The organism is Mycoplana dimorpha (assembly GCF_003046475.1).
GTDB classification, from domain to species: domain Bacteria; phylum Pseudomonadota; class Alphaproteobacteria; order Rhizobiales; family Rhizobiaceae; genus Mycoplana; species Mycoplana dimorpha.
Genome location: NZ_PZZZ01000003.1, coordinates 220582 through 233094 on the forward strand (window position 1 = coordinate 220582; position 12513 = coordinate 233094).

The window sequence follows — 12513 nt, forward strand, 5'->3', positions numbered from 1 at the left end:
ATCCGGTCTCCCCTCAAATCGCGCAGGCCCGCCTTGTCACACGACCCGACGTCACACAATCCGACCAGAACTCGACTCGAGACCATCCTTGCGCGCCTTGCAGCGCGCCGGGAGACGGAACGAACCTACACGACGCTCTATCCGGAAAGCGCCCGCGCCGAAGCCGACGCCGCGGATGCCCGCCTGCGAGAGGGCCGGAGCCTTGGCCCGCTCGATGGCCGCATCGTGTCGATCAAGGACCTGTTCGACGTGGCCGGCGAGCCGACGCTGGCAGGCTCGGTCATCCGCCGCAGCGCCCCGGCGGCTATGGCCGACGCCGCGGTCGTGCGCCAGCTGCGCGCCGCCGGCTGCGTCATCATCGGCAAGACCCACATGACCGAGTTCGCCTTCACCGCCGTCGGCCTCAATCCGCACTACCCGGTGCCGGGCAACGCGACGGACGAGAGCCTCGTTCCCGGCGGCTCGTCGTCGGGCGCGGCGGTCTCGGTCGCCGAGGGCACCTGCGACATCGCGATCGGCTCGGACACCGGCGGCTCCGTCCGCATCCCGGCGGGGCTCAACGGGCTGGTCGGCTTCAAGCCGACGGCGCGGCGCGTGCCGCTCGACGGCGCCTTCCCGCTGGCGCCGAGCCTCGATTCAATCGGACCGCTCGCCGCCTCCGTCGCCGACTGCGCCCTGGCCGACGCCATCATGGCCGGCGAGCCACCGGTGCCGCTCGTTACAACGTCGCTGGACGGACTGAGGATCGGCGTTCCGCGCGGCCGCTTGTTCGAGGATGTCGTGCCGGAGATCGCAAACGCCTTTGAGGCCGGCTTGGACAAGCTGAGGCAGGCCGGCGCCGAGTTGGCCGACTGCCCGATCGACGATCTTCTCGACGACATGGACCGGGCCACCCGGATCGGCTCGGTCGCCGGCATCGAGGCAAGCCGCATCCACGCCGACTGGCTGGACGACGAGCAGGCGCCGGTCGATGTCCGCGTTTCGGGCACGCTGCGGCGCCGCCGGCTGGTCTCCGACGCCGATCTAGAAGCGCTGCTGGCGCGCCGTGCCGAACTTGCTGGTGCCATGGACCGGCGCTTGGCGCCCTTCGAAGCGCTCGCTCTTCCGACCAGCCCGATCTTTGCCCCGAGCATCGCCGCGGTCTCGTCGAACGAGGAAACCTACCGCCGCGTAGAGGATCTGCTTCTGCGCAACAACCAGGTTGCCAACCAGTTCGACCTGACGGCGATCACCCTGCCGATGGCCGGCCTCGCCCGTCCGGCCGGCCTGATGCTGTTCGGCCGCACCGGCACCGACCGGACCCTGCTGCAGATCGCCGCCGCCGTGGAATTGCAGTTGCGCGCCTGAACCGACCGGTCGAAAGCGGATCGCGTGAAATTGAAGAACGGTGACGCTATTTAAGCATCTGATCTGAGGCATTTCTCTCTCCCGAAACCGCAATAGCCTTCGGGAGAGACGCCGCCGCCTCAGTGGCGGGTCTCGACCGGCTCGTCCTCGGCCAGGAACTGATGCGCCTCCCGGAGCGCGCTGACCAGCATATCGGTCAGTTGCTCGCCGCCGCCGGCATCGAGCAGCAGCGCCACCATCTCGTTGCAGGCATTGCCCTCATGGCTTCCATCGATCGACATCATGTCGTCCTCTCGTCGCATTGTGCTCGTTTCGGCCGTGTTAGGCCGCAGGCCTTGCGCTGAGCTTGCCGCCGCCGGTGCTCGCAGGGAGCGGCTGCGTACAGGGAGACAAGCGGACGTCAGCGCCCGAGAGGTGCCGTTGCTGATCCTGCGGCCGACCGGCGCGGCTGGTCGGCCGGATAGGGGGTCGGCAGCAGCAGGACGAGACCGCCGAGCAGAAACAGCACAAGCGTGCCCATGCCGAGCGCGGCCGAACCGGTCGCGCTGGTGACGAGGCCGACCGAAAGCGGGGCGGCAAACGACGTCGCCCGGCCGGTCAGCGCATAGAGGCCGAAGTAGCGGCCCGCCTCGTCGGGTGCGACGCTGCGCGCCAGGTAGGAGCGGGCCGAGGCCTGCACCGGCCCGAAGGCGAGGCCGACGAGCAGCCCGTAGACGATGTAGGCCTTCTCGGCCGCGGTGCCGAACAGGCCGCCGCTGTCGTCGGCAGGAAGCGGCAGCAGGCCGAACAGCGTGTATCCCGGCGCGGTCGAGACGATGCCGAAGGTGGCGACGGTCAGGCAGATCAGGCTGGCGACGACGACCGCCTTCGAGCCGAAGCGGCCGTCGAGCCGGCTCGCCCAGAAGCAGCCGCCGATCGCCACCACGTTGAGGATGATGCCGTAGATGCCGAGCTCCATCGTCTGCCAGGCGAACATGCCGGCCGCAAAGGTGCCGCCGAGCGCCAGCAACCCGTTGACGCCGTCCTGGTAGATCATCCGCGCGATCAGGAACCGCAGGATACCGGGCCGGGCCTTCAGTTCGCCGAGCGTGGCGCCGATGGAGAGGAGGCCCGACCGAACGGCCTGGCGGATCGGCAGGCCGCGCCCGCCGTCCGGCGTGAAGAGAAACATCGGCAGGATGAACACCAGGTACCAGACGGCCGAGATCGGCCCGGTGATCCGCGCATCCTCGCCCTCAGCCGCGCTCAGGCCGAACAACGGCGCGATGCCGAGCGCGGTCTTTCCGGTGTCCGGATTGGCGGCCAGAAGCAGCACGACACCGATCAGCACGACCATGCCGCCGAGATAGCCAAGCCCCCAGGCGAGATTGGAGATCCGTCCCGCCTCTTCCGGCTTCACCAGCCGCGGCATCATCGAATCGTTGAAGACGATGGAAAACTCGGCGGCGATCGTCGCAAGCACCATCATCGCAAGCGGCATCAAGAGCCCGGTTCCCGGCGCCGCGTACCAGAGCGCCCAGAGCGCGCCGACCTGGACGACGGCGAACAGGCCGATCCAGGGCTTGCGGCGTCCGGTGGCGTCGGCAAGCGAGCCGAGCACCGGCGAAAACAGCGCGATGACGATGCCGGAGATCGTCAGCGTGTAGCTCCAGGCGGCCTGGCCGGAGACCGGATCGGCGGCAAGCCGCGAGACGAGATAGGGGCCGAAGATGAAGGTGGTGATCACCGTGAAGAAGGGCTGTGCCGCCCAGTCGAACAGCATCCAGCCCCAGATGCCGAGCCGTCCGGTCCGGCGCCCGGCACTCTCTTCCCGATCCCTCATCGATCCTCCAACGCCAAACGATAGCCGCTGGGCATCGCCTGCGCGGCCGGTTCACGGGTCCGCCCGCAGGCCGGCTTATTGGGCCGATGCCGGGTCAGCACGCCGGACGCGGCAGCGCGCCCGGCGGCACCTTCTCACCTCATCCGGCCGTGCGCAAGGTCGCTGACCACGCCGGCGGCGACGGAAATCTTGGACAGCGTCGCTTCGCCCGCTTCCGTCAGGGCGCCGAGGCGTCCCGTCACCATCCCCAGCCGTTCGGCGTCGGCAGCGCGCCAGGCCGCAAGCGGATTCTTGTCGCCCTTGTGCCGGTTCAGGATCGACACGGTGAGCTCGCGGCGGGCATTGGCGATGTCGGTCAGGTTGCGGGCGAGCGCCAGCGATTCGTAGAGATCGCTGGTCGGCACGCGGGCGGCCGCGCCGAGCAGCGCGCCGATGTTGAGCGTGTCGCTGATGCCGGCATAGGTCTGGGCCGTGCGGATCAGGTTGTCGCCGGTCTGCGCGGCGATCAGCATGATCTCGGGAACGAAGCTCATCGCCAGCAGGCCGGCGACCTCGCGGGCAAGCTCTTCGGGTACGCCCTTGTCCTCGAAATAGAGGGCCTTTCGGCGCATTTCCTCGCGGGCGGCCTCCGACATGAGGCCGGCAAGGTGCGGGCGGAGCTGCTTCAGCGCCAGCTTCAGCTTTTGCACGGCGCCGTCCAGCGGTGTGTCGATGGCGCCGGTCGTCAGGATGAGCGCCGTCGCATTGGAGAAGACCCGCCCCAGCTCCTCGTAGAGTTCGTTCTGCGTCGAGCCGCTGACCAGGTTGTCGAGAGCGTCGGTGGCGGCATAGAGCGGGAACAGCTCGTAGCCCTCGAAGGCCAGCATCGCCGCCTTCACCACGTCGGCGCTCATGTAGCCGGTGCCGTCGGTGAGCTGGCTGACGAAGGCCGGCCCGCCGCGATTGATCACCCCGTTGGCCAGGATCGTGGCGATGATCTCGCGCCGCAGCCGGTGCGCCTTGATGTCCCCGGCATGGCTGCGCTGCATCTTGGCCGGGAAATAGCCGATCAGCGTCGGTTCGAAATAGGGGTCGTCCGGCAGATCGCTGTCGAGGATCTCGTCGAACAGCACGAGCTTGGCGTAGGACAGCAGCACGCCAATCTCCGCGCGCGTCAGCGGCTTGCCGGCATGGTAGCGCTCGTCCATGACCTGCTCGCTCGGCAGCATCTCGACCTTGCGGTTCAGCTGGCCGGCGGCCTCGAGCCGGCTCATCAGCCGCGAAAGGCCGGTTCGGTTGGCCTGGCCCTGGCGCTCGCAGAGCGAGATCGCCAGCGACTGCAGGTAGTTGTTGCGCAGCACCAGATGGGCGACCTCGTCGGTCATCGAGGCGAGCAGCTTGTTGCGCGTCTCGCGCGTCAGCCGCCCCTCGCGCATGGCCGAGGCGAGCGCGATCTTGATGTTGACCTCGACGTCGGAGGAATTGACGCCGGCGGAATTGTCGATCGCATCGGAATTGCAGCGTCCGCCCTTGAGCCCGAAGGCGACACGGGCGCGCTGGGTGACGCCGAGATTGGCGCCCTCGCCGATCACCTTGGCGCGCACCTCCTCGGCCGTGACGCGGATCGGGTCGTTGGCACGGTCGCCGACCTCCGCATCCGTCTCGCCAGCCGCCCGCACATAGGTGCCGATGCCGCCGAACCACAGGAGATCGACAGGCGCCTTGAGGATCGCCGACATGATCTCGAAGGGCGTCGCCTTCTGCTTGTCGATGCCGATCGCCGCCATCGCCTCGCTCGTCAGGGTCACCGATTTCTCGGTGCGCGGAATGATCATCGCCCCCTTGGACAGCGCCGCGCGATCATAGTCCTGCCAGCTGGAGCGCGGCAGCGCGAACATGCGCTTGCGCTCGGCGAAGGAGAGTTCGGTATCGGGGTTTGGATCGATGAAGATGTCGCGGTGGTCGAGGGCGGCGATCAGCCGCGTCTTGCGCGACAGCAGCATGCCGTTGCCGAACACGTCGCCCGACATGTCGCCGACGCCGACGACCGAAAACGGCGTCTTCTGGATGTCGACATCCATTTCGCGGAAGTGCCGCTTCACCGTCTCCCAGGCGCCGCGCGCGGTGATGCCCATCTTCTTGTGGTCGTAGCCGGCCGAGCCGCCCGAGGCGAAGGCGTCGTCCAGCCAGAAGCCGGCTTCCTGCGCCAGCGCGTTGGCGGTGTCGGAGAAGGTCGCCGTGCCCTTGTCGGCGGCGACGACGAAATAGGGGTCGTCGCCGTCCAGCCGCACCGTGTCGCGCGGCGGCACCACCGCCTGTCCCTCGATGTTGTCGGTTACCGACAGCAGCGTGCGGATGAACGTCTTGTAGGCCTCCTTGCCGGCATTGAAGACGGCGTCGCGGCTGCCGCCGACCGGCAGCTGCTTCGGATAGAAGCCGCCCTTGGCGCCAACCGGAACGATGACGGCGTTCTTGACCTGCTGCGCCTTCACCAGGCCCAGCACCTCGGTGCGGTAGTCCTGCGCCCGGTCGGACCAACGGAGGCCGCCGCGGGCGACGCGGCCGAAGCGCAGGTGAACCCCCTCGACCTCGGCGCCGTAGACGAAGATCTCGCGGAACGGCCGGGGCTCCGGCAGCCCTTCCAAGGCCTGCGGATCGAGCTTGAAGGCAAGCGTCGCAAGCGGCCGGCCTTCGTCGTCGCGCTGGAAGTAGTTGGTCCTCAGCGTCGCCTCGATGGCATTGACGTAGCGGCGCAGGATCTTGTCCTCGTCGAGGCTTGGAACGCCCGACAGCGCCTCCTCGATGCGGGCTGCGAGCTCCTCGCTGCGCTTGGCGCGCTTGCGCTCGGCCAGGGTCGGATCGAGCCGGGCCGAGAATAGATGGAACAGGTCGGCTGCGATGACCGGGTACTTGTTGAGCGTGTCGGCGATATAGTCCTGCGAATAGGCGATGCCGGTCTGGCGCAGGTAGCGGGCATAGGCCCGCAGCGCCATGATCTCGCGCGCAGTCAGGCCCGCCGTCATGATGAGGCGGTTGAAGGTGTCATCGTCCGTCTGGCCGTGCCAAGCGGACAGGAAAGCCTCCTGGAGCACGCCGGCGAGGCGAGAAAGGTCGATGTCGAGGCCGTCGTTATGGCGCAGGTCCATGTCGTGCAGCACGACGAGGCGGCGGCTGCCGTCGGCTGCGACGACCTCGATGTCGTGCGTCTGCTCGCTGACGACGTTGAAGCCGAGGTTCTCGAGAAGCGGCACGCGCCGGGACAGCGACACCGAGCCGCCGGCGTGGAAGATCTTCAGTTCCAGCGCCTTGGTATCGGTGTTGCCGGGTTTGCGATAGAAGGCGATGTGGATCGGGTCGGACTCGGTCGCAGCCTCGAAGAAGCGCAGGTCGGCGTGGGCCTCGGCCGGCGTGAACGCCTCCTGGTAGGCCCGGGGCGTGACCAGCTTGACTGAATCCGGACCCGCCAGCGCCTCGAATCGGTCGATCCAGCGCGTAGCGATCTCGCGGATCGCCTGTTCGAGCTTCTTCTGCGGGATGCGCGGCGTCTTGCCGGCCGAGCGACCGATGATGAAATGGACCCGCGCAAGGCCGCCTTCCGGAAAGGCCGGGTAATAGGCCGAAACCCGCCCGTCATAGACGGTCTTCAGGTATGTCCCGATCTTTTCGCGTACATCGGAATCATACTGCTCGCGCGGGACGTAGACGATGACGGAAACGAAACGGTCGAAATGGTCGATGCGCGGCAGCACGCGGATGCGCGGCCGGTCGGCCAGTTCGTTGATCTGCTCGCAGAAGGTCGCAAGCAGCCCCGTGTCGATCTGGAAGAGATCGTCGCGCGGATAGGACTCCAGCGAGTTCATCAGCATCTTGCCGGAATGGCTCTGCGGATCGTAGCCGAAGTGCTCGATGATCGTCTTTACCTTGGAGCGCAGCAGCGGAATCTGCGAGGCAGCGTGCGTATAGGCGGTCGAGGTGAACAGGCCGACGATGCGCAGTTCGCCGGTGACGTTGCCGTTCGCATCGAAGCGCTTGACGCCGACATAGTCCATGTAGGCGCGGCGGTGGACGACAGAGCGCACATTCGCCTTGGTGACGATCAGGAAATCCGGGCCCTCGAGGAAGGCCAGGATTTCCGGCGTGGTCGTCACCGCGTCGCTGCCCAGCCGCAGCACGCGCACGTCGGGATCAGACAGGATGCCGAGCCCCTTGCCGGTGCCGCGCTCGACCGAGGCCTGGCCGCCCGTGCCGCTGTAGGTGTATTCGCGCATGCCGAGGAAGGTGAAGTTGTTGTTGCGCAGCCAATGGAGGAACGCGATCGCCTCGTCCTTGTCGGCCTGACGGCGCGCAGGCCCGTGTTCCACCATTTCCGCCACGGCCACCGCCAGCGTGTCCAACATCGGCTTCCAGTCGCTTACCGCCAGGTGGACCTGGGAGAGCACGTGCCGGATGCGCTCGATCAGGCTTTGCGCCTCCGACGCGGCAAGCGCCGACAGGTGAATCTCGATGTGGCTGACCCGGTTGGCCGGATCGCTTGGCTCGTCCGGTGAAAACAGACGCGGCTCCTGATCCGGCTCGATCACCAGGATCGGGTGGATCGCCAGATGGATGTCGCGATGGGTGCTGGTCACCTCGCCCATCACCGAATCGTAGAGGAACGGCTGGTTGCGGTCGGTCACCGACAGGATCGAGATCGGCGCGCCCTGCGGCGTGACGGCGGCGAGATCGGCGACCGTCACGCGTGGTTCGCAGCCGTCCCAGGCGGAGATCTCGGCGTAGGCGTGCGTCGCGGTGGCCGCCAGCATCTCGGCGCTGTAGAGGTCGAGATCGTCGCTGCTGGCGCGTCCGAACAGGAGCGCCGGATCTATGAACTGTTCCCCCGTTTTCGTCGCCACCGACGTGGCTGCCTCGATCTGCTTCTCGCGTCTGGTATTGCTGCGTGTCGCCATGAACTTCCCCCAGGAACGGTGTCAGGAGCCTAGCAGAAGGAATTTTCTTGGCGAAGGTTTTGTCGAAAGCCGGCCGATTTCAATCGATTTTGGCCAAAACTTCCCGAAAAGCGTGGAGTTTTCGCGCTAATTTCGTCGGAATGCCGAGGTTTTGGCCCGGAACGGCCGCGAAACGCCCAACTTTGCTTTGGTCTCGTACTTGGCCACACAACGTCCTGAAACCGGCAAGGGTGGCTCTGAAAATGTCCCTGGACGGTGCAACATTTTCTTGCGAGGCCGGGCGCCATGGTCCATTGGAGATCGTCGGCGGAAACAACCCGGGAAACCTTGGATGGGTGCGAGCGAAAAGGGCGCGGTCCTGGTCATATCCAGTCACGTCGTGCGCGGAACGGTCGGAAACCGCGCTGCCGTATTCGCGCTGGAGACGCTTGGCCATCCGGTCTGGGCTGTCCCGACCGTCATCCTGCCCTGGCATCCGGGACATGGCCGTGCCACCCGCGTGACGATCGGCGCCAGCGATTTCGACGCGATCATCGACGATCTGATCCGCGCGCCCTGGCGCGGCGAGCTCAGGGCCGTGATGTCCGGCTATATCGGTGATCCGAGCCAGGCCGCTTCCATCGCCCGCCTCGTTGGCGCGCTCCGGCTTGAAAACCCCGATCTCGTCTATCTCTGCGATCCGGTCTGCGGCGACCAGGGCGGCCTCTATGTTCCGGTCGCGACCGCCGAAGCGATCCGCGACACGTTGCTGCCGCTCGCGTCGATCGCGACCCCCAACCGCTACGAACTCGGGCTGCTGGCCGGGGCCCCGCTGGAAAGCAATGCGGCGATCATCGACGCCGCGCTGTCGCTCGGGCCGTCGCGCGTGCTGGTGACCTCGGCCGTGCCGATGATGGCCGGCAGCACGGGCAACCTCTATCTTTCGGGCCGGACGGCGCTGCTCGCCGAGCATCGCCAGGTGCCCAACTCACCGAACGGAACCGGCGATCTGGTCGCCTCCGTGTTTCTGGCGCGGATGCTCGAGGGCCTGTCCGAGGAGCGGGCGCTGCATCTGGCCACCGCCACGGTGTTCGAGGTGGTGGCCCGCAGCGCCAAGCGCGGCGCCGACGAGCTCACGCTCGAACAGGACGCCGCCAGCCTGTCCACGCCGATGGCCATGGTGCAGATGCGGCGCCTCGTCCATCCCGCTGGAGCCAAGCGTACACCATGAGCGTTCCGCCGCCCGTTACCGTCAAAAGGGGGCTGCAAGCCGTCGCCCGGCGGGCGGGGTCACGTCGCGCCCAATCGTGCCGGCCGCTGCCGCTTTTCTACTCATTCGTCACCGCACGGGAGTATCGCCCACATGCACCGCTTTCCTGATCACCTGCTGACCGGCTACCAGAACTTCATGGACGGCCGCTTCAGCGAGCAGCAGCAGCGCTACAAGACCCTGGCCGAGAGCGGCCAGAAGCCGAAGACCATGGTGATCGCCTGCTGCGATTCGCGCGCAGCGCCCGAGACGATCTTCGACTGCGGCCCCGGCGAGCTCTTCGTCGTCCGCAACGTGGCAAACCTGATGCCGCCCTACGAGCCGGACGGGCACTACCACTCGACGTCCGCAGCACTCGAGTTTGCCGTGCAGTCCTTGCGCGTCGCCGACATCGTCGTCATGGGGCACGGCCGCTGCGGCGGCATCAAGGCCGCCCTCGACCTGGATGCCGAGCCGCTGTCGCCCGGCGACTTCATCGGTCGCTGGATGAACCTCCTGAAGCCGGCCGCCGAGCAGATCCAGAACAACGCCGTGATGACCGCTTCCGAGCGCCAGCGGGCGCTGGAACGCGTCTCGATCCGCAACTCCATCGCCAATCTCAGGACCTTCCCCTGCGTGCAGATCCTCGAGCAGCGTGGCAAGCTGAACCTGCACGGCGCCTGGTTCGACATCTCCACCGGTGAGCTCTGGATCATGGACTCCAAGACCGGCGACTTCCAACGTCCCGGAATGTAAGAAGGCCCGGCAGCTGGCCGGGCCTCCTTCGAATGTCGTCACGGGGGGCGTGGCTCAATCGCCGTCGATCGCCGCGCCGATGATGGCGATCGCCTGCTGGTAGACGCTGGCGGCGTTCCAGCCCTGGATCGCCGCGAAGTTGATCTCGCCCGGCTGATAGCCGCCGCCGGCGCTCCAGCCGTGGCCGCGCAGGAAGTTGGCCGTCGAGGCCAGGGCGTCGGCCTTGGAGCGGACGAGATCGATGCGGCCGTCGCCGTCGCCGTCGACGCCGTAGCGCAACACGTTGACCGGCAGGAACTGCGTCTGGCCGATCTCGCCATGCGCGGCCCCGATCGCGTCGGGACTGAGCGTGCCGGACTCCAGAAGATTGAGCGCCGCGTAAAGCTGCTCGGTGAAATAGGGGGAGCGGCGACAGTCATAGGCGAGCGTGGCGACCGCCGACAGGGTGTGCTCCTTGCCCATGAAACCACCGAAGCCGGTTTCCATCCCCCAGATGGCGACCAGCGGCCCGGCCGGCACGCCGTACTGGCTTTCGATCCGCGCCAGGATGCTGGCGTGCTGCTTGCGCAGGCTGCGGCCGCGATTGATGATCGTCTGGCCGCCGCGCTTCTGCATGAACTGGTCGAGCGTCAGCTTGAAGCTCTTCTGGCCGCGGTCGGCACGGATCGTGGCGCGGTTATAGCCCACATTTGCGAATGCCAGGTCAAGCGTGCTGCGGCTGATGCCGCTGGCGGCGGCCTCGCCCTTGAACTGGTGGACCCAGGCCTCGAAACCGGCTGCATCGTTGCCGCACTGCGCGGCCGTCGCAACCGCCGGCGGCGCCGCCGTCAGCGCGATCGCCGCCAGACCCTGGAACATCCGCTTCATCAAATTCATGGAAACAACCTCGTGATCTCAAACCGCCCTGGAATGCACCAGGCCAGTAACTGCCAGACGTTTGTGCCGATCGTGCGGCAATCGGCGATTGCCGCTGGCTCGATCAAAGCAAAAGTCCCGCGCCCGTCCGACGATAGACGCGGGATCTTCATGTTTGCGATTCTGTCTGTCCGCTCAGGCGGCCTGCTTCTTTGCCTTGATCAGCCCGCGGTTGACCAGCAACTCGGCGATCTGAACGGTGTTCAGTGCCGCCCCCTTGCGCAGGTTGTCGGAGACCACCCAAAGATTGAGGCCGTGCTCGACCGTGGCGTCCTCACGGATGCGCGAGATGTAGGTTGCGTCCTCGCCCGCCGATTCGTAGGGCGTGATGTAGCCGCCGTTCTCATGCTTGTCGATCACCTGGCAGCCCGGGGCCTCGCGCAGGATCTCGCGTGCCTCGTCGGCGGTGATTTCGTTCTCGAATTCGATGTTGACCGATTCGGAATGGCCGATGAAGACCGGAACGCGCACAGCCGTGCAGGTCACCCTGATCTTCGGGTCGAGCATCTTCTTGGTCTCGGCCAGAACCTTCCACTCTTCCTTGGTGTAGCCGTCCTCCATGAAGACGTCGATGTGCGGGATGACGTTGAAGGCGATGCGCTTGGTGAACTTCTTGCTCTCGATCGGGTCGGCGACGAACACGGCGCGGGTCTGGTTGAAGAGCTCGTCCATGCCGTCCTTGCCGGCCCCGGAGACCGACTGGTAGGTCGAGACGACGACGCGCTTGATGGTGGCGCGGTCGTGCAGCGGCTTCAGCGCCACGACCAGCTGGGCGGTCGAGCAGTTCGGGTTGGCGATGATGTTCTTCTTGGTGAAGCCGACGATGGCGTCCGGGTTCACTTCCGGCACGATCAGCGGCACCTCGGCGTCGTAGCGCCAGGCTGACGAGTTGTCGATGACGACGCAGCCCTGGGCGCCGATCTTCGGCGAATACTTCAGCGACGCCGCGCCGCCGGCGGACATCAGGCAGATGTCGGTGTCGGAGAAGTCATAGGTGTCGAGATTGTGGACCTTCAGCGTCTTGTCGCCAAAGGAGACTTCCGTACCGACCGAGCGGCTGGAGGCGAGCGCCACGACCTCGTCGGCCGGGAAGCCGCGCTCGGACAGGATCGTCAGCATTTCGCGTCCGACATTGCCGGTGGCGCCGGCGACTGCAATCTTGAAACCCATGTGTCTAGCTCTCTTTCTCTGCCTCTCCTCGGTCCTTGAGGGGAAACCCGACAGCCACGGCGGCGGGTTTCGGTCCCCGGCCTTGCCGGGGAGAGAGCGGCGGGCCAGAGACGTCAGACGGTTTTCGTCGTCGTTTTGGCCACGGTTGTGGAAGAAGCGGGCACGCGCCGGTCCTGCCCGGCGATCTCCGCCAGGAAGCTGCTGTCAGCGATATCGATGTCGCGGCAAAGCATGGGACACGGTCCTTTTCCGGGGCTGCTATTACGGGAATTTCTCCGGGAGTCAAGCGAGGCCTTTTTCTCGCCGGAGGTCCGGCGATCGCCGTCGCGCGGCATGCGCGGCTGCCGCGA

General features: G+C 66.7%; 8 protein-coding genes. 3 read left to right on the forward strand and 5 right to left on the reverse strand.

Translation table 11 applies throughout. The annotated features are described in order from the left end of the window. Nucleotides 1–33 precede the first annotated feature (33 nt). Entirely contained in the window at nucleotides 34–1347 is a 1314-nt protein-coding gene (locus tag C7449_RS07970) for an amidase (protein ID WP_245414326.1), read from the forward strand. A gap of 119 nt (nucleotides 1348–1466) precedes the next feature. Here C7449_RS07970 and C7449_RS21745 read toward each other — a convergent pair whose 3' ends face one another. The 3 genes from C7449_RS21745 to C7449_RS07980 form a co-directional block, all read right to left on the reverse strand. Further along, on the reverse strand, nucleotides 1467–1631 hold the full coding sequence (locus tag C7449_RS21745; RefSeq protein ID WP_170115829.1) for a hypothetical protein: 165 nt from the start codon (nucleotides 1629–1631) through the stop codon (nucleotides 1467–1469). A gap of 116 nt (nucleotides 1632–1747) precedes the next feature. Then, on the reverse strand, nucleotides 1748–3169 hold the full coding sequence (locus C7449_RS07975; protein WP_108002261.1) for an MFS transporter: 1422 nt from the start codon (nucleotides 3167–3169) through the stop codon (nucleotides 1748–1750). Nucleotides 3170–3303: 134 nt separating this feature from the next. Continuing rightward, a complete protein-coding gene (locus tag C7449_RS07980; protein ID WP_108002262.1) occupies nucleotides 3304–8094 on the reverse strand; it encodes an NAD-glutamate dehydrogenase in 4791 nt (1596 codons plus the stop codon). A 331-nt stretch (nucleotides 8095–8425) separates the two neighbouring features. Between C7449_RS07980 and pdxY the strand changes: the two genes are divergently transcribed. Both pdxY and C7449_RS07990 read left to right on the forward strand, forming a co-directional pair. Beyond that, nucleotides 8426–9304 (forward strand): pyridoxal kinase PdxY, encoded by an 879-nt coding sequence (pdxY, locus tag C7449_RS07985; protein WP_108002263.1) that lies wholly within the window; start codon nucleotides 8426–8428, stop codon nucleotides 9302–9304. 132 nt (nucleotides 9305–9436) lie between these two features. Further along, a complete protein-coding gene (locus tag C7449_RS07990; protein ID WP_108002264.1) occupies nucleotides 9437–10078 on the forward strand; it encodes a carbonic anhydrase in 642 nt (213 codons plus the stop codon). Between the two features lie 54 nt (nucleotides 10079–10132). Here the strand turns inward: C7449_RS07990 and C7449_RS07995 are convergent, their stop codons facing one another. Further along, a complete protein-coding gene (locus tag C7449_RS07995; RefSeq protein ID WP_108002265.1) occupies nucleotides 10133–10954 on the reverse strand; it encodes a lytic murein transglycosylase in 822 nt (273 codons plus the stop codon). A 174-nt stretch (nucleotides 10955–11128) separates the two neighbouring features. After that, nucleotides 11129–12163 carry an aspartate-semialdehyde dehydrogenase gene (locus tag C7449_RS08000; RefSeq protein ID WP_108002266.1) on the reverse strand — a complete coding sequence of 345 codons (1035 nt, stop codon included), beginning with the start codon at nucleotides 12161–12163 and terminating at the stop codon, nucleotides 11129–11131. Nucleotides 12164–12513: the final 350 nt, after the last annotated feature.

What these genes read in the sequence shown, in the direction of transcription:
- C7449_RS07990 (WP_108002264.1), top strand. Translation starts at nt 9,437, where the DNA reads ATGCACCGCTTTCCTGATCACCTGCTGACCGGCTACCAGAACTTCATG.
- C7449_RS07995 (WP_108002265.1), bottom strand. Translation starts at nt 10,954, where the DNA reads ATGAATTTGATGAAGCGGATGTTCCAGGGTCTGGCGGCGATCGCGCTG.
- pdxY (WP_108002263.1), top strand. Translation starts at nt 8,426, where the DNA reads ATGGGTGCGAGCGAAAAGGGCGCGGTCCTGGTCATATCCAGTCACGTC.
- C7449_RS07975 (WP_108002261.1), bottom strand. Translation starts at nt 3,169, where the DNA reads ATGAGGGATCGGGAAGAGAGTGCCGGGCGCCGGACCGGACGGCTCGGC.
- C7449_RS21745 (WP_170115829.1), bottom strand. Translation starts at nt 1,631, where the DNA reads ATGATGTCGATCGATGGAAGCCATGAGGGCAATGCCTGCAACGAGATG.
- C7449_RS08000 (WP_108002266.1), bottom strand. Translation starts at nt 12,163, where the DNA reads ATGGGTTTCAAGATTGCAGTCGCCGGCGCCACCGGCAATGTCGGACGC.
- C7449_RS07980 (WP_108002262.1), bottom strand. Translation starts at nt 8,094, where the DNA reads ATGGCGACACGCAGCAATACCAGACGCGAGAAGCAGATCGAGGCAGCC.